13 protein-coding genes are annotated in these 19,078 nt (G+C 38.9%); 7 read left to right on the top strand and 6 right to left on the bottom strand.

Features of this window, described 5'->3' with window-relative positions; genetic code table 11:
- Nucleotides 1-40 precede the first annotated feature (40 nt).
- From fdnG to LG402_RS20485, 7 genes are all read left to right on the top strand, one after another.
- On the top strand, nucleotides 41-3,088 hold the full coding sequence (fdnG, locus tag LG402_RS20515; protein WP_227336221.1) for a formate dehydrogenase-N subunit alpha: 3,048 nt from the start codon (nucleotides 41-43) through the stop codon (nucleotides 3,086-3,088).
- Nucleotides 3,089-3,099: 11 nt separating this feature from the next.
- On the top strand, nucleotides 3,100-4,038 hold the full coding sequence (gene fdxH / locus LG402_RS20510) for a formate dehydrogenase subunit beta (RefSeq protein ID WP_036933457.1): 939 nt from the start codon (nucleotides 3,100-3,102) through the stop codon (nucleotides 4,036-4,038).
- A complete protein-coding gene (gene fdoI / locus LG402_RS20505; protein WP_227336220.1) occupies nucleotides 4,035-4,691 on the top strand; it encodes a formate dehydrogenase cytochrome b556 subunit in 657 nt (218 codons plus the stop codon). The genes fdxH and fdoI overlap by 4 nt, the downstream gene beginning before the upstream one ends.
- A 207-nt stretch (nucleotides 4,692-4,898) precedes the next feature.
- On the top strand, nucleotides 4,899-5,819 hold the full coding sequence (fdhE, locus tag LG402_RS20500) for a formate dehydrogenase accessory protein FdhE (protein ID WP_109409811.1): 921 nt from the start codon (nucleotides 4,899-4,901) through the stop codon (nucleotides 5,817-5,819).
- Nucleotides 5,820-5,834: 15 nt separating this feature from the next.
- A complete protein-coding gene (gene selA / locus LG402_RS20495) occupies nucleotides 5,835-7,226 on the top strand; it encodes an L-seryl-tRNA(Sec) selenium transferase (protein WP_166539262.1) in 1,392 nt (463 codons plus the stop codon).
- On the top strand, nucleotides 7,223-9,085 hold the full coding sequence (gene selB, locus LG402_RS20490) for a selenocysteine-specific translation elongation factor (RefSeq protein WP_227336219.1): 1,863 nt from the start codon (nucleotides 7,223-7,225) through the stop codon (nucleotides 9,083-9,085). The genes selA and selB overlap by 4 nt, the downstream gene beginning before the upstream one ends.
- 107 nt (nucleotides 9,086-9,192) lie before the next feature.
- Complete coding sequence (locus tag LG402_RS20485) at nucleotides 9,193-10,842, top strand: LTA synthase family protein (RefSeq protein ID WP_227336218.1); 1,650 nt, start codon at nucleotides 9,193-9,195, stop codon at nucleotides 10,840-10,842.
- 123 nt (nucleotides 10,843-10,965) lie between these two features.
- Here LG402_RS20485 and LG402_RS20480 read toward each other — a convergent pair whose 3' ends face one another.
- From LG402_RS20480 to LG402_RS20455, 6 genes are all read right to left on the bottom strand, one after another.
- The gene (locus LG402_RS20480) at nucleotides 10,966-11,394 is read right to left on the bottom strand and encodes a TOBE domain-containing protein (RefSeq protein WP_227336217.1); all 429 of its coding nucleotides are present in this window, start codon (nucleotides 11,392-11,394) and stop codon (nucleotides 10,966-10,968) included.
- A 314-nt stretch (nucleotides 11,395-11,708) separates the two neighbouring features.
- Nucleotides 11,709-12,737, bottom strand: coding sequence for a glycosyl hydrolase family 8 (locus tag LG402_RS20475; RefSeq protein WP_166539258.1), 1,029 nt, complete (start codon nucleotides 12,735-12,737; stop codon nucleotides 11,709-11,711).
- A 72-nt stretch (nucleotides 12,738-12,809) separates the two neighbouring features.
- Nucleotides 12,810-13,769 carry a UTP--glucose-1-phosphate uridylyltransferase GalU gene (galU, locus tag LG402_RS20470; protein WP_227336216.1) on the bottom strand — a complete coding sequence of 320 codons (960 nt, stop codon included), beginning with the start codon at nucleotides 13,767-13,769 and terminating at the stop codon, nucleotides 12,810-12,812.
- 170 nt (nucleotides 13,770-13,939) lie between these two features.
- Nucleotides 13,940-14,851 (bottom strand): sensor domain-containing diguanylate cyclase, encoded by a 912-nt coding sequence (locus LG402_RS20465; protein ID WP_109409805.1) that lies wholly within the window; start codon nucleotides 14,849-14,851, stop codon nucleotides 13,940-13,942.
- Nucleotides 14,852-14,890: 39 nt separating this feature from the next.
- Nucleotides 14,891-15,361, bottom strand: coding sequence for a cellulose biosynthesis protein BcsD (gene bcsD, locus LG402_RS20460; RefSeq protein WP_036933477.1), 471 nt, complete (start codon nucleotides 15,359-15,361; stop codon nucleotides 14,891-14,893).
- Nucleotides 15,362-15,376: 15 nt separating this feature from the next.
- The gene (locus LG402_RS20455) at nucleotides 15,377-19,075 is read right to left on the bottom strand and encodes a cellulose biosynthesis protein BcsC (protein WP_227336215.1); all 3,699 of its coding nucleotides are present in this window, start codon (nucleotides 19,073-19,075) and stop codon (nucleotides 15,377-15,379) included.
- Between the last annotated feature and the right edge of the window lie 3 nt (nucleotides 19,076-19,078).

The following is a 19,078-nucleotide window of genomic DNA, read 5'->3' as shown; positions in this document are numbered from 1 at the left end:
TCAGAGTCAGTAAAAGCAATGTATGATGAGGAGAGACCCCATGCAGGTCAGCAGAAGACAGTTCTTTAAGATCTGTGCTGGCGGTATGGCAGGTACTACAGCGGCGGCGCTCGGTTTTGCACCAGCAGTTGCGCTAGCAGGCTCGCGTCAGTATAAACTACTGAGAGCCCGCGAAACCCGCAATACCTGTACGTACTGTTCTGTCGGTTGTGGACTATTAATGTATAGTCTGGGCGATGGCGCGAAAAACGCAAAAGAAACAATATTCCATATTGAAGGTGACTCAGACCATCCAGTAAACCGCGGTGCATTATGCCCTAAAGGTGCTGGTCTTGTGGATTTCATCCACAGTGAAGGTCGTTTAAAACACCCAGAATACCGTGCACCCGGCTCGGATAAATGGGTAAAACTTTCATGGGAAGAAACGTTTGATCGTATTGCGCGCTTAATCAAAAAAGACCGCGATGCCAACTTCGAGAAATTCAATAAAGAAGGTGTAGAAGTCAACCGTTGGTTAACAACTGGTATGCTTTGCGCCTCTGCAGCAAGCAATGAAACTGGGTTTTTAACTCAGAAATTCTCAAGAGCTCTTGGGATGCTAGCTGTCGATAACCAAGCGCGTGTCTGACACGGACCAACGGTAGCAAGTCTTGCTCCAACATTTGGTCGCGGTGCGATGACCAACCACTGGGTTGATATGAAAAACGCCAACCTTATCGTCGTTATGGGCGGTAATGCGGCAGAAGCACACCCTGTGGGATTCCGCTGGGCGATGGAAGCTAAAATCCATAATAACGCCAAGCTCATTGTTATTGATCCTCGCTTCACCCGTACTGCGGCTGTTGCGGATTTCTATACGCCTATTCGTTCTGGTACTGATATTACGTTCTTATCGGGCGTTATCTTATATCTGCTCGAAAATAAGAAATATCAAAAAGAATACGTTGAGGCTTATACCAATGCTAGCTTGATTGTCCGTGAAGACTATCACTTTGATGATGGTTTATTCAGCGGATATGATGCAGAAAAACGTAAATATGATAAAACCACTTGGAACTACGAGATGGATGAAAATGGTTTCGCAAAACGCGACACCACATTACAACATCCTCGTTGTGTCTGGAATCTGTTAAAACAACACGTTAGCCGTTACACGCCTGATGTGGTTACTCAGATTTGTGGTACACCAAAAGATGATTTCTTAAAAGTCTGTGAATATATTGCTGAAACAGCAGCGAAAGATAAAACAGCGTCTTTCCTGTATGCATTAGGCTGGACTCAACATACTGTTGGTGCCCAAAACATTCGTACCATGGCAATGATCCAATTACTGTTAGGTAATATGGGTATGGCTGGTGGCGGTGTTAACGCACTACGTGGTCACTCCAATATTCAAGGCTTAACTGACCTCGGTCTATTATCTCAAAGCTTGCCAGGCTATATGACTCTGCCTTCTGATAAGCAGACTTCATTAGAAACCTACTTAGCTGCGAATACGCCAAAAGCGACAGTACCGGGACAAGTTAACTACTGGGGCAATTATCCTAAATTCTTCGTCAGCATGATGAAGACATTCTATGGAGATAATGCTCAACGTGATAATGATTGGGGCTTCTCACTGTTACCTAAGTGGGACAAACCTTATGACGTTCTACAATACTTCGACATGATGGATAAAGGTGAAGTCAACGGTTACATCTGCCAAGGCTTTAACCCAGTTGCATCATTTCCGAATAAGAACAAAGTTGTTCGTTCATTATCAAAACTGAAATTCCTTATCACAATGGATCCGCTAAACACTGAAACTTCGTGTTTCTGGCAGAACCACGGTGAAGAGAACGACGTTAAAACAGCAGATATCCAGACAGAAGTCTTCCGTCTGCCAACAACCTGTTTCGCAGAAGAAGACGGCTCTATCGTTAACTCTGGTCGCTGGTTACAGTGGCACTGGAAAGGGGGAGATGCCCCAGGTGTTGCTATCCCTGATGCTGAGATTTTATCTGGTATTTTCCATCGTTTACGCCAACTCTACAAAGAAGAAGGCGGCGCGATGCCAGAGCAGGTGTTGAACATGACTTGGGATTACTTTGATCCTGATAATCCAACATCCTCAGAAGTTGCACAAGAAAGTAATGGTAGAGCATTAGTCGATTTAAAAGACGCTGATGGCAATATCATTCTGAAAAAAGGTCAACTGCTTAGCTCGTTCGCTCAGTTACGTGATGATGGTACCACAGCAAGTGGCTGCTGGATCTTCGCAGGTAGCTGGACAGAGAAAGGCAACCAAATGGCTAACCGTGATAACTCCGATCCATCAGGATTAGGTAATACATTAGGTTGGGCATGGGCATGGCCTCTTAATCGTCGCATTATTTATAACCGCGCATCGGCAGACCCACAAGGTCAACCATGGGATCCTAAACGTAAATTAATCGAATGGGATGGCAGCAAATGGACAGGTATTGATGTACCTGACTATAGCAACGCTGCACCGGGTTCTGATGTTGGTCCATTTATTATGCAGCCGGAAGGTATGGGACGTCTGTTTGCTATCGATAAGATGGCAGAAGGTCCATTCCCTGAGCACTATGAGCCAATTGAAACACCATTGGGTACTAACCCTCTGCATCCAAATGTGATTTCAAACCCAGCAGCACGTATCTTTAAAGATGACTGGAAAGATATGGGTAAAGCAGAAGATTTCCCATATGTCGGTACAACTTATCGTCTGACAGAACATTTCCACTTCTGGACTAAACACGCGCGCTTGAATGCGATTATTCAGCCACAACAATTTATTGAAATTGGTGAGCGTTTAGCCGCAGAAAAAGGCATTGTTCAAGGCGATACCGTTAAAGTCAGCTCAAAACGTGGTTATATCAAGGCCAAAGCTGTGGTGACTAAACGTATTAGAACTCTTGATGTGGATGGTCGTAAAGTAGATACCATTGGTATTCCTATCCACTGGGGCTTTGAAGGTGTTGCAGTCAAAGGCTTTATTGCTAATACGTTAACGCCATTTGTTGGTGATGCAAATACACAAACGCCTGAGTTTAAAGCGTTCCTTGTTAATGTGGAAAAGGTGTAAGGAGATAAATTATGTCACTGCAATCCCAAGACATTATTCGTCGCTCTGCCACCAATTCTCTTACTCCCGCACCTCATGTGCGGGATTACAAGGAAGAAGTGGCAAAACTTATCGACGTAACAACCTGTATCGGCTGTAAAGCCTGTCAGGTTGCTTGTTCTGAATGGAACGATATTCGCGATAAAATTGGCACTAACGTTGGTGTTTACGATAACCCAACTGACTTAACGGCAAAATCATGGACAGTAATGCGCTTCTCTGAAGTTGAAGAAAATGGCAAGCTGGAATGGTTGATCCGTAAAGACGGTTGTATGCACTGTGCTGACCCAGGCTGTTTAAAAGCTTGCCCAGCAGAAGGTGCCATCATTCAATACGCTAACGGTATTGTTGATTTCCAATCAGAACACTGTATTGGTTGTGGTTATTGTATTGCTGGTTGTCCTTTTGACGTGCCTCGCATTAACGAAGAAGATAACCGTGCTTACAAATGTACGTTATGTGTTGACCGTGTTGAAGTCGGCCAAGAGCCTGCATGTGTGAAAACGTGTCCTACAGGAGCGATTCATTTTGGTTCGAAAGAAGCGATGATCAATCTTGCAAGCGAACGTGTTTCAGAACTGCAAACTCGTGGTTATGACAACGCTGGTCTTTACGATCCACAAGGTGTGGGTGGTACACACGTGATGTATGTTCTCCATCATGCTGACAAACCAAACCTGTATCATGGTTTACCAGAAAACCCAGAAATTAGCTCAACCGTTAAATTCTGGAAAGGTATCTGGAAACCATTAGCAGCAGTTGGTTTTGCCGCAACCTTCGCGGGTGCAATTTTCCATTATTTAGGTGTCGGTCCAAACCGTACAACTGAAGAAGATGAAGAAGAAGCGCTCAAAGAGATGGAAGCATCTTCTAAAACACAGACCTCTGTGAATAAGGAGGAGCAGAAATGATGAAGAAGAAAGGCGATAAAATTCTTCGCCACACCGCTTCTGAACGTATTAACCATTGGTTAGTAGTGATTGTATTTCTGTTTACTGCTATCAGCGGATTGGGTTTCTTCTTCCCATCTCTGAACTGGTTTATGAATATTTTAGGTACACCAGAACTGTCGCGTTTATTACACCCATTCGTGGGTAGCGTGATGGCGTTTCTCTTTCTCTTTATGTTCTTCAGATATCTGAAGCACAACTTTATTGATAAAGATGACTTAGTCTGGGCTAAAAACATTCATAAAGTACTGCAAAATGAAGAAGCTGGTGATATTGGCCACTACAACTTAGGTCAGAAGGGCATTTACTGGACATTAAGTATCAGCCTGATCTTACTAACAGTCAGTGGTGTTATTATTTGGCGTCCTTATTTCGCAGATTATTTCTCGATCCCAGTGATCCGAATTGCCTTATTAGTCCACTCATTATCAGCAATCTTACTGATAATCACCGTATTTGTTCATGCTTATGCGGCGTTCTGGGTGAAAGGTTCAATTCGTAGCATGATTGAAGGCTGGGTAACTCGTGGTTGGGCTAAAAAGCATCACCCTCGTTGGTATCGTGAAATTCTCGAAGAAGAGAAAAAAGAAGCCGAAAAGCAGTCACAGAAATAATGCCCTAAAGTGTATTTCTGAACAAACGGAGGCTTGTTAGCCTCCGTTTTTTATTCAATTTACGTCTGGTTTTAAGGCGTAAAAAAACAATAAAATCACGCTATTATTACCCACTGTCATGGCTTCATGTCTGTATTTGATTTATTCTGAAGCCAAACCCTGTGGGTATTCACTATAAAATTTAAGATAATAGGAAGATAGAACGTTATGAGTATTCGCATCGTTCCTAAAGAGCAATTAGGTAAAGAGCAATCAGAAAAAGGGATTAGTTTCATTCCACCGGTATTATTCCCTAATCTAAAAAACCTTTATCAACGTCGTGCTGAACGTTTTCAAACGCTTGCAAAAGATAATCCTTTTGCAGACTACCTTGAATTTGCAGCTGAAATTGCTAAGGCTCAAGAAAAAGCACTCCATGACAATCCATTAGTCATTGATCTTGCGCCACTTCTCACACAGCAAGCGGGTATTGCACCTTTAGATAAAAAAACATTCAAACGTAGTAAACATTGGCATGCTTTATTAGCCTCGATTATTGCTGAATTACGTCCAGTTGTACCAGAAAGTGTCACTATCACATTAGAAAACCTATCTAAAGCTTCTGAAACTGAATTAGAAGAGATGGCGACAGCATTACTTAATGATGAATATTCAAAAGTATCTGCGGATAAATCAGTCTTTATTTGGTCTGCATTATCCCTTTATTGGGCACAATTGGCCTCTAATATCCCAGGTAAAGCAAAAACAGAATATGGTGAAAATCGCCAATTCTGTCCTGTTTGTAACAGTATGCCAGTGACAAGCATGGTACAAATCGGAACAACACAAGGCTTACGCTATTTACATTGTAATTTATGTGAAACCGAGTGGCATGTTGTGCGTATTAAATGCACCAACTGTGAGCTAACAGGTAAATTAAATTACTGGTCATTAGACAGTGAAAATGCTCCAGTTAAAGCAGAAAGCTGTGGTGACTGTGGAAGCTATCTGAAAATTTTATATCAAGAAAAAGATGCCAATGTTGATGCTGTTGCTGATGATTTAGCGTCTATTGTTCTTGATGCAAAAATGGAAGAAGAAGGATTTGCTCGTAGTAGCATTAACCCATTCCTGTTCCCAAATGAATAATAATTAGGTACTAGTATGACAAATGATACGCGCTCACTTTACAGCCAGCTACCGTCTATTGATAAGTTGCTGCATCAAGAAGAAATTCAGGCTTTAGTTACTTTTTATGGTCAGACATTTATTACTGAGCATTTACGAAAGTTACAAGAAGAAGCGCGTATCATTATTCGCCAAGATAATAACCTACCAGCATGGCATAACCAGTGGGCGAATGAATTACAAAATCGCATTACATTACAACGAAAATCGTCAATTAAACCTGTTTTCAATTTAACAGGGACTGTTTTACACACTAATTTAGGCCGAGCATTAATGGCTGAATCTGCTATCGAAGCCGTTAGCCAAGTTATGCGCGCCCCTGCAACCTTAGAATATTCTCTCGATGGTGCCTCAAGAGGACACCGTGATCGCGCTATCGCAGATTTGTTATGTGAATTAACGGGGGCTGAAGATGCCTGTATTGTTAATAACAATGCTGCCGCCGTTTTATTGATGCTTGCAACTGTTGCACCCAATAAAGAAGTCGTGGTTTCCCGTGGTGAATTAGTGGAAATTGGTGGTGCTTTTCGTATCCCTGATGTGATGACACAAGCGGGTTGTACACTCAAAGAAGTGGGTACAACAAATCGCACTCATCTTAAAGATTATCGTAACGCCATTAATGAAAATACGGGATTGCTGATGAAAGTTCATACCAGCAATTACGCTATTCAAGGTTTTACCGCAGAAGTTCATGGTGATGAATTAGCCGCTTTAGGTAAAGAGATGAATTTACCTACCGCTATCGATTTAGGCAGTGGCTCAATGACTAATTTAGCTGCTTTAGGTTTACCTTCAGAGCCGATGCCTCAAGATTATCTACAACAAGGTATCGATCTTGTTACTTTCTCTGGTGATAAATTATTAGGTGGCCCACAAGCAGGGATAATCCTTGGTAAAAAAGTGTGGATTGAGGCTATTCAGCGCCACCCTTTAAAGCGTGCATTACGTGTTGATAAAATGACATTAGCGGCATTAGGCGCCACATTACGCCTTTATCAGCAACCAGAAAAAATGGTAGTTGAAATTCCGACATTACGTTTGTTAACTCGGACACAAACAGAAATTAATGATATGGCGCAACGGTTATTGCCTCATTTTCAGGCATATTATGGGGATAACTACCATATCACGATATCCTCATGTGCTTCTCAAATAGGCAGTGGTTCGTTACCTATTGAAAGTTTACCAAGTGCAGCACTTACCTTTGAAGCCAAAGATGGAAAAGGTAGCCAGTTAGATGCGCTAGCTGCGCATTGGCGTAATTTAGAAAAGCCGATTATTGGTCGAATTACTGATGGTCGCCTGTGGCTTGATCTGCGCTGTCTTGAGGATGAAAATGCATTAATACAGGCACTTTTACTATGATTTTTGCGACAGCAGGTCACGTAGACCACGGAAAGACCACACTTATACAGGCCATTACTGGGGTAGATACTACTCATTTACCTGAAGAGAAAAAACGAGGCATGACCATAGATTTAGGTTATGCCTATTGGCGTCAAGATGACGGAACGTCTATTGGTTTTGTCGATGTGCCCGGTCATGAAAAATTTCTTTCCAATATGCTTGCTGGCGTTGGTGGGATCTCTCATGCACTGTTAATTGTGGCTTGTGACGATGGTGTTATGGCCCAAACCATTGAACATATTTCTATTTTACGCCTTGCTGGCTGTCCTCAAGTTACCGTTATTCTCACCAAAGCAGATCGTGTTACGCCCGAACGGATTGAAGAAGTTCGTTCACAAACAACTGATGTATTAGCCAATTTAGGCTGGCAACAACCTGATATTTTTGTCACCTCAGCCCCTTCAGGTGAAGGTATTCCAGCGCTTCGTGACTACCTTGTTGAGTTGCATCAACAAGAGCAACAACACCCTCAATGGCATAAGCGTTTTCGTTTAGCAATAGACCGTGTTTTTAGCATTAAAGGGGCAGGATTGGTTGTCACAGGTACCGCACTTGCAGGGCAAATTTCTGTTGGCGATACATTTTGGCTAACTGGCGCAGATAAACCCGTAAGAATAAGAGCCTTACATGCACAAAATCAACCAGTAAAAAGTGCTGGAGCCGGTCATCGTATTGCCATTAATCTCACTGGAGATGTCAGTAAAGATAATGTCTCTCGTGGCGATTGGTTGCTCTCTCAAGAACCTAACTACCAAGCCCATAAAATATTAGTCAGTTTAATTGCAGATGAACCTTTAAAGCATTGGCAGCCTGTACATATTCATCACGGTACTCGCCATATTACAGGCCGTGTTGCGCTCTTAAATGATGCTAACGAAACACCTCAATTAGCTGAGCTTATTCTTGATGAACCCCTTTGGCTGGTGGATAACGACAGGCTTATTTTACGTGATATTAGTGCCCAACGTACATTAGCCGCAGCGAAAGTCTTACATTTGCATTCGCCACGTAGAGGCAAACGACAAAGTGAGTTCTTAGCTTGGCTACATCAACTAGATAATGCTGATAGTGTCAGTGCCAATTTAGCGTTATGTTTACCAAAAGGTGAATTATCTCTAAATCAGTTTGCTTGGGCTCAGCAATTAACTGAAAGTGCGCTCACTCAGCTACTAGAAACATTTGATCTAATTAACGTTGCTGGCGTTATTATTTCTAAGGAAAATGCTGATAATGCAAAACAAAAATTACTCAATACACTTGAGGAATATCACCAACAACATAATGATCAAATGGGCATCGGACGTTCACGTTTAAAACGTATGGCGTTACCAACTTATCATGATGAGTTGGTTTATCACCTAATTGATCAATTACGAAAAGATGGTGCAATTAGCCAAAGTCGAGGTTGGCTTCACCTTCCCACCCATGGTCTTGCTTTTTCTCCAGAACAAGATGCGTTATGGCAACATGCTAAAGTCTATTTTGAGCAATCTGAACCTTGGTGGGTACGTGATCTTGCCAATGAAATGAAAAATGATGAAAAAGAAATTCGCTCATTATTACGCAAAGCCGCACAGTTAGGTTTAATTATCCCAATTATTGCTGATCGCTACTATACCCATACATCTATAGAAAAATTCGCCTCCATTATTGTGAAATATAATGAGAGTAATGGCAGTGTCACCGCAGCGGATTTTCGTGATGAATTATCTGTAGGGCGTAAATTAGCAGTACAAATCCTAGAATATTTTGACCGTACAGGTTTTACACGGCGCAAAAAAGATCTTCATATTTTACGAGATAAAGGGCTATTCTAAATAAAGAATATAATTAGGCTGAATAATCTATTCAGTCTAATTAAGGTTATCGCCTACAATATTTGTAAAATTTAAATCCATTCTTTATGGCTATACTCGGAAGAGATATGAAAAAACTATTAGGAAGTGCTTACCTTGCACTTATTCTTATTGGCTCTCTGTTTATTGTTTTTGAAAAAGCGAGCCTTATTTATACAGCCCTACTCTCTGTGGGTGCTTATTTTATTCTTTTTTCTCTTTTCTTTATTTTATCAGGACGTATTTTATTTTCTGTCATTACAACAGGTACGCTTTTCCTGATCACTAAGTTTATTAACCAACTTAAAGTCCATTATTACAAAGAGACATTAATGTTCTCTGACTTTGATTTAGCTTTTGATAGCTCGAATTTAGGGACATTAGGACATTATTGGGAAGCCGGTGTGGCATTGGTTGCAATGCTAATATGGCTTCTTATTAATATGTTGATTGCTTGGCGTTTTTCCAAAAAATCACGCCCAGCTTTACGTATAAGTAGCTTACTGCTAATGGTTGTTGGCGTCATTACTATCCATTTTACTGTTGAAAAGTGGCAAGCTGAATGGGAAGGCACATTACCTGGTGGCCGCGGTACCGTCACTAATTTGATTATGTCTGGTTACCAAACGACATATCACCCTCCTTATTTTAAAGAAAGTGCTGATTACTTCCTTGAAAAAGCAAATAAAACGGTATTACCTGAGACACAAACTGACATAAAGCCCGATATCATCGTTTTATTACAAGAATCGACGGTTAATCCTTCCATTTATCAATTTGATAAAGATCTCGCATTACCTAATTTATTCATGTTCCAAAAAGATGAAGGTGTGAGTGCTCAAAGCCCTTTACGTGTACAAACCTTTGGTGGTGGTACTTGGCTTTCTGAGTTTTCCATCTTAACTGGATTAAATACTGACGATTTTGGTGCCCGTAAGAATTCGGTATTCTATTTTGTTGTCGATAATCTTAATGAAAGTTTATTCCGTCAACTCAAAGCTGAAGGCTATTACACGGTTTTACTCACCCCATTTAATCGCAGTGCTTATCATGCTGGTTATGCTTACGAGCAAATGGATGTTGATGAAATTATCCAACCACAAGAGTTAGGTTATCCTGGGCATTTGGAAGAAAATCTTTGGAAAATATCAACACAAGATATGCTGGGTTATATCGAGGAAGTTCTTAAAAAACGAACAGATAAACCTTTATTTATATTTTCATTAACGATGTATGAGCATGGCCCTTATGATGAATCTCATACTGATGATTACCAAATTACGGGTCAAACAGAAAGCAGTAATGCACCGGGTAAATTTAGCCACTATATGGAAAAAATTATTACCAGTGATCCGGCAATTAAAGATTTCTCTAATTTTGTCGCCCAAAGAGAAAAACCGACAATGTTTCTCTATTTTGGTGATCATCAACCTAATATTGAATTAAATAATTACCAATCACCATTTACTAACCCTGCACATATCACTCAATTCACATTGAGAGACAACCTAACGCAAGGTGCGTCACTTTCAACGGGTGAGTTAACGGATATTAGCTTCTTAGGTGGCATGATACTGGAGCGCGCACGTTTACCATTATCACCTTTCTATAAAGCCAATATTCAAATGCGACACTTATGTGAAGGTAAATTAAATGACTGTGAAGACGAAAAATTAATTAACAGTTATAAAAATTATATTTACGACACTCTGAAAGTTGCAGGTGTCGCTGATGATTAATTTTTGTCACTTAAATAATGGATGATCGGGATTAAAAATCTGATTAATATCAACGAAAAAGAGGCTAGTTATTTAGCCTCTTTTTTTATCTCTAAACTTATTATCTCAAAAGATTGAATACTATTATTTACGCGTTGCAACGATCACACTAGATGCTTTCACTAATGCTAAAACATCACTGCCTTTTGCCAACTTCATCTCTTGTAAGCTTTCATTTGTAATAACAGCTGTCAGTTCTAAGCCTTTAGCTGTTTCTAAATGAACGGTCGAGTTCACTGCGCCTTGCGCGATTTGAGTTACTTTACCTGCAAATTGGTTACGCGCAGAGAAATTTAAACCGCAATCAGGTAGTGCTAAGACAACCCACGGTGCTTTAATGATGGCAATTGCTTCGCCATCTTTTTTGATCTTTAAACTGTCACAGCTCTCTTTAGTAATAATTGTGGCAAGTTTTTCACCATGCGCTAAAGATAAAATCACTTCGCTATTAACGGCACCTTCAATAATATCAATAACTTTACCAACTAACTGATTGCGTGCTGAAACTTTCATTTATCCACCTCTATTATTGATGAGAAATTATATTAATAACACTATTAAGTCACTGAGATAACTTTAGCATAAATATCATTAAATAAATTATTCTTAGATCATGGTTTAAAGTTTATTTATTATTTAAAAACATAGCGTTATAAATAAATAGAGATAGCGAAAACAAATAATAACCACGTAAACTAATAGAAATAAATTCAGGGAGTTATCTCTTTTTTTATTTTTATCATTATTGCCATAAACAAAATAGATAACTTAATTAACCTATTAATTAAAAGTAATTTAAGCTATCTATAATTTTTAATTAAAAATACTTATTGCCCGTTTTGAGCAAATGCTGCTAATAAATGTAAAGCGGAAGAGTAATAATCCGTATCTTTACTTAAATCAACATCTTCAATTGGGGTTTTCATTGTTAAATCTCTCACCGCCATCATACCTGGTGTGAGGTTATATTCCGCACGCTCTTGGCCATCAATACTGACCCAAGCTGGGGTTTTATAACGATCAAATTGTTGCCAATATTGCACAAAGGGTTGTAAAGCTAATTCATCATGTGCCCAAGCTAAATACAGCGGAATACGTATTGCATCAAAGCTAAATCGTGCTGGCCATTTCTCACTAGGCTCTATTTTTCCATCAGGATATAAACTCACCCAATCTGTTGGTAATTGATATTCACCAAAGTGCATATTTCTTAGCAAAGATTGGCTATCATTAATTAACGCTTTCCAGCGAACATCTTTGCTTGTACGGTAAAAATCTTTCCATGCCGGAAAAATAAAATAAGATGGATTAATAATAATTTCTTCCGGTGTTTTAAAACCATTAATACCCGGTAGTAAAACGGTATAGTTTTTTGTTTTAACTAAGGTGTGCTCTAAAATAGCGTGCTGAATAGAATCAGAGGCTGAAAGATAACTTTCATCATTCCATTTTTCACCAGCTTTTAATAATGCCCACGCAATTAAAATATCACCATCAGTGGCATTATTAGGATCAGGGGTATGTTCACTGTTTTCTGGCTCATAACGCCATTTAAACAGCCCTAAATCGCCTCGATAAAGAGAGGCTGCAGTCCAACGCCACAGCTTATTGAATGTCTCACGATCATCACTCATTACCGCCATCAACATCCCATAGCCTTGACCTTCAGAGTGCGAGATATTGTTATTGGCACTGTCTATAACACGCCCATCATCCTTAATATAGCGCTCTTTAAACTGCTGCCATCCGGTTTGAGTATCTGCTGCCTGTATTGAGGGAGAAACCATAAGCAACAAACCTAAAATAAAAAAGGTAAAAAATAGATAATTACAACGAGATAAGTGCCCAAAAGACATTGCCTTTCTCTCCTGCTATTGCCGACCGTTATCTTATTTCGGTCGGCACATTGCATGTTATTTCAAGGTAACTCAAAAGATAGCAACTATCTTTTGTTCTTCATTAATTTCGTCTTCTTCTATGACTTCTGTTTTGGGTAACAATGTTTTTTCACAAAAATCCTGCATCCAAGAAGCGAATTCTTCTTTTAAAACGGAATTATGTAAACCATATTCAACAAAGGCTTTCATATATCCCAGCTTATTACCACAGTCATGAGATTTACCCACTAAGGTGTAAGCTTCAGCCGTCTCTTTTTTCAATAATAAATCAATCGCATCAGTTAACTGAATTTCACCACCGACGCCTGCTGGTAAACCATCTAATAATTCCCAAATAGCAGAAGAGAAAACATAGCGACCTACTACAGAAAGATTAGAAGGTGCATCTTCTGGATTTGGTTTTTCCACGATACGACGAATAGGAGCCCAATTACCTTGAGGACAGAAAATTCCTTCGCAATCCACAACACCATATTGTTGCACTTGACTCATTGGTACTGGTTCAACCATGATTTGGCTACGTTCTGTTTTTTCAAAACGTTTGATCATTGCTGATAAATTATCATGTTTAGGATCACAATAGTGTGCATTCAATAAAACATCAGGGAGTAAAACAATAAATGGATTATCACCTATCACAGGGCGTGCACAGCAAATAGCGTGACCTAAACCTAATGCATGACCTTGACGAATTTGCACAATTTTGACATTTTCAGGGCAAATTGAACGTACTTCTTCTAATAATTTATTTTTAATACGCTGTTCAAGCATATTTTCTAATTCAAAGCTGGTATCAAAATGATCGGCAATTGAATTTTTAGAAGAATGAGTGACTAAAATAATTTCCTCAACACCCGCCTGAGCACACTCTTCAACAATATATTGAATTAAAGGGCGGTCAACGATAGGCAGCATTTCTTTAGGAATTGATTTCGTTGCAGGTAACATACGAGTACCTAATCCAGCAACAGGGATAACAGCTTTCATCATAATAAAATCCTCTAATAGATATTTATCTAAAACTAATATTTAGTATTATTTTAAATTACTTTTATATTTCATCAGAAACACGAGATATATTTTAAATATATAGTTATCTCTCTCTTCATTAAAAAGAGATAATATTATTTTATATATCTTTATTTAAAACTTTCTTCTATTTAAAACCCAGAATAAAACCCGTATTTATTACCACCCATCTCTTTTATGGAATAAAGTGTTTCATCTGCAGATTTTAATAATTCAGATAATGTCTTTCCGTCTTTAGGATATTCTGCAATACCTAAGCTAATGGAAGGCGTTAACATATAGTCTGAATTAATATTGATAGGCTTTTCCATTGATTTCCAAAGTGATTCTATGATTTCTAATAGAATCACTGAACAAGAACGTAATCCTTTAGGGAAAAGCACAGCAAACTCATCACCGCCAAGACGGCCACAATAAACTTCGCTGTTTTCTAATTGTGATAATCGCTTTGATATTTCACACAATACTTTATCACCGGCATGATGCCCAAATTGATCATTAATTGCTTTGAATTTATCACAATCAATAATACCAAGACAAAATGAAGATGGATGTGAAATATTTAATCGCTCATTTTCAATTTTTTCAACAATACTTAATCGATTTGATATTCCGGTTAATGAGTCAATATAGCTTTTACTAAATAACTCATTTCTTAACTCTACTTTATCAGTAATATCCAAGCTAATAAATACATAATGAGAAATTAAATTATCTTTATCAAATACAGGAATAATACTAATATCTTCCCATACTTCTTGTTGAGATTCATTATTTCTCTTTGCTTCTAATCGATAGACACCTTTATTATCATTATTACCGTTTACACAATAATTGATTTGATTCTTATCAATTAAATAAAACAAGTTGTATTTTTTATCTTTTATATTTTCAAAATGAACGTTATTAAATTCACAATATTTTTCATTAGCATAAACTATAGCGCCATTAATATCAGTTACTAACATCATAAAAACATTATTAGTAAACTGCTTTATTAATAAGCATTTAGAATTATCATCATTAAATATCATTTCATTCATTTTTGACCTCCGATGCTCATCAATAAAGCATATATATTATTATTCAGCTGATGAATTATGTGCATAGCGAAAAATAAAGACATCTTTAGCATCAGTAGGTTGACGATGCACTTGCATTTTTGCATTGCCACCTTGATGGGTTAACCAACCCTCATATAACCCCTCTAATACGCCAGCACTTGCAACACGCCACTGAACATCATCTTGGCTTTGCGTAAAATGAGGCCATGCACAGTGCACTAATAAAAGCTCACTCATTGCAGGAGATATGGTGACAAAACCCCATTTGAATAACGTTAATACGCGATTGATATGTGATTCAAGTAATTGAATGTTTTCACTTTCTGGCAAAGGATAGCGTAAGGCAATATCTTTACCAATATTTCTTAATTTACTTTCGGCGGTAGAAATATCATTGTCATTTAATACTTGAAAAAATAATAATTGAGTTAGATCTTGCCAGCCGCTTTCAAAAGGTAATTGTAAGATATCACTGTCATGCTTATTCATTATTTGTTTCCTTAATTATTTAGACAGAAAGTCTGGAGTATATTTTAGGTGTAACCACATATTATCTTCAGCATAATCACCGGATGTATCATGCGATAAGCTGACACCTAACTCGGTTTCTTTGTTTAAATAATATTTCGCGTCTAAACCTAATCTGTAAGTAATATTTGTTTCGTCTTTTTCTTCATAACGAGATTTAATACGAGGATCGCTCGCGTTATGTTTATTTAAGGCGTCCTGCATATAACTATGTGTTGGAAAATAATCACTGCCTTTTTGTTTGTAACTTTGTATACCTATCGCACCATTTAAGGACACTTCACCTTTTTCAAAACGGCGGGTATAAGCAACAGGTAATGAAACAGAAACATAATCTTGTGGACTAAAGTAACCGCCATGCCCTAATGAGAAGTTATTTTGGTTATTTCTAAAGTTCATATAATCAACATGCACACCAGCTTTCACCTCTTGCTGGTCATCTTTATAGAACTTAGCGTAAGATCCCATCCATGCTTTCACTTCATCATTACTCGCAACACTTTTACCTTCATAGTTATAAAAACCACCCCCGACATAAGCGCCAACTTTGCCATCATCCCAAGCATATTGAGCTTTGGCACCATTACGTGTTACACGGCCCCAGCTTTCACCCGTCGTAGGATCAGTGCGTCCCATATAAGAAAGTAGACTATCTTTGATAGCTCTGCGCTCTGCAGTCAGTGTTAATTGCCCATTTTGGCCAATTTTAGGTGAATATGTGAGACCACCGACAACCGTTGCCGTATCTTTACCTAATGGTGTTGAGCCAACATCAAAGCTGACATTCTTGTCAGATAAACGTAGTCCTAATTCAACACCAGAAGCACGTTGGCTACCGGCTTCATCGGTATTAATTTTGTTTTTCTCATCATGGTTATCGCTATTTTTAGCAAAACGTTCAGCATGTTGAAGCTGACCTGTACCAAAACGATTTGCTCTCTCACCAGAAACTGAGCCACTCGTCATAGAAACTGGAGTTACATTAAATTCCCAGCGGAACTCCTCTCCAGGAACACTTGAAATACTGATTGGTGCAGAAATTTCAGTGACATTAGATAATCCTTTATCACCATTACGATGACGTACAACAACACCGCCTTGTACCCACGGTGAAACTTTTTCTTCTAACTCACGGATAGAACGTTGAACAGAAGCCATCTCTTTACGTTCATAGATAGAACCTGCTATGGCTGTATTATCGCTCTCTAATGCGCGTAATTGGCCCGCAGAGGTATTCAATGCACTATCATTGCTTTGCCATTGTGCGCTGCGTAACAAGGTTAAAGCTTTACGGTTTTCACCGTTTAATTGTGCTATTTGCGCTGCTTGTAATAAATAAGCAGGTTGTGAAGAAGACGGAATTTGTTGCAATAACTGCTGTGCTTTTCGGCCATCTTGTTGCGCTAATGCAACTTCTATTTGAGCTTGGATTAATTTAGTATCTTTTCCTTGCTCTTTTTCCAAATAAGAGAGAATTTTATTCGACTGTTCAGGCATAGATTGCGCTAAATAAACACGACTTAATGCCATTAATAAATCAGGATCGTTAGGGGATGATTTTAAAGCAACAACGAGTGTGTCATAAGCCGCTTTAATTTCACCTTTTTCTCGTAAGCTATCAGCTTGCGCAACTTTAGTGGCAACTTCTAAACGTTTTTTCTCAACAATCGGTGTTTCTTGTTGTAAAGCGGGATCATTAATCAAGCTAGATGCCTGTGTATAATGGCCTAACTCATTGAGAACGTTGATGTGACCTGCGTAGTTTCCTACCGAGCCTTTAGTGCCTTTAGCAATATCATTTTCAACTAACTGCAACGCTTCATCGTTTAATCCACTGCTTACTAATCGTTCTGCTAATTCACCTACATCATTTGGATAATCAGCAACTTGATTAATTAAAGGACGCAAGGTATTACGTACAGCAACAAGATTGCCAGCTTGGCGATAATGCTCTGCTTGCGCAAGTTGACGATGAAAACGAGCGCGCTGTAATAACTCTTTTTCAGCTTCTGTCTGTTGATTATGACTACTTAACAAGTTAAAAACTTTATCCCACTCTTTTTGCTCAACATAAAATAGAGAAGCGACGTAGTCTGTATCTCTTGTTTTACGATTTTGTAATTGTGAAATAATATTTTTTGCACCAACACTATCGCCATCAGCAGCCATTAAACGAGCTAAATCAAGATAAACCCAGTTATTTTGTGGATTCTTACGTTGTGCTTGTGTCAGTAATTGTCTTGCTTGAACACGATTACCATTTTCTAACGCTTTTTGTGCTTCACGACGTAATGTCTCTGAAGGATCTGTATTTGCAGTAAGTTTTTGACGTAAAGAGGCTGATTGTTGAGCCAGTAATTGCTCTGCTTTCGTATTTTGCCCTTCCTGAACCAATAAATAGTAGTAAGCTGAAATGACTTTTTCATTACGACTATTTTGTTGATAAAGACTGGCTAATAATTGGTGAGCAGCGGGTAAATTACCTTGTTTACGTAATAAATCAGCTTGTAGCAAATTAGCGGATAATCCTTTCTCACCTGAAGCGCCCGTTAAAGGTGCTAACTTATCAAGTGCCTGTTGAATATTTCCTTGTTTAGCACGTTGTTGCGCATCACGTAATTGTGCATAGAAACCAGCATCTTCAGCTTGTTGTTTCCATTTACTGCCCTGCTCGCCACCTGATTGTGCGGCTTGATTTAATAAGCGCTGACCTGTTGCTAAATCACCTGAACGTAATGCGGTATAACCTAACCCTGCTAATGCTTGTGCATCATTATTATCCGCTGCTAATGCTTGTTTAAAATAACCTTCAGCTTCTTTTAATTTGCCTTTATTTAAAGCGGTATAACCTGCTTGACGAGCATTGCCTTGAATAGCGCCTTGGAAATGTTCAGCAACGGCTTTATCATTCGGATTTGCTTGTAAATAGGTTTTATATAACACCTCATCATCAGGGCGAACATTCAACCATAGTAGTGCTTGGCGAAGGCCTTTTTTTGCTGACTCATCACCTGAAACATTACCTAAAATTGTTATCCCTTCACGACGAGTTTCTTCATTATAAGTTAGCGTCAGCCCTAACGCTCTTTGTGTTTCTTTATTATCAGGCATTAATGCTGCTCGTTGTTTTAGCCCTGAAATGGCTTGTGGCAACATAGCCGGCACACCTGCCATTGTCTGATAATATTCTAATGCCAGTGTTTCTGGTGGCTCACTGCTAACAAATAAACGTTGATACGCTTTTATCGCTTCTTCATGTTGCCCTTTCTTTGCCAATTCCCTGGCATAACCTAATTGTTGATCACTAAATTGTGATGAGCGGATGTTCTTTAATCCTTCAATACGTGGATCTTGCGGTGCGACTTGTGCAAGTTTTTCGCGCCAATAGGTTGCTTGCTTTTCATTCCCTTGCTGTGCTGTAAAGAACGCCATTAAATATAAAGCGTCTTGGTTATTACTTTCCATAATCAACACTTTTTGCAGTGCTTCTACTGCACGCGCATCATGCGCTCTACCATGCCAATAATTAGCTTGTTCAATAAGAGAGCTTACAATATTTGGATCAGTAGCTGTTGTATTTACATCATTCGCTGTGGCTTGTACTTGGCTTGAAGCGCCTAAAATACAACCTGCATAAATAACTTTAACGATGATGTTAAGTGCGTGGTTTTTCATCCC

Source organism: Proteus sp. NMG38-2, from assembly GCF_020640995.1.
Lineage (GTDB): Bacteria > Pseudomonadota > Gammaproteobacteria > Enterobacterales > Enterobacteriaceae > Proteus.
Note: the sequence above shows the minus strand (reverse complement) of the source record. Positions and strands in the feature narration are given on the sequence as shown.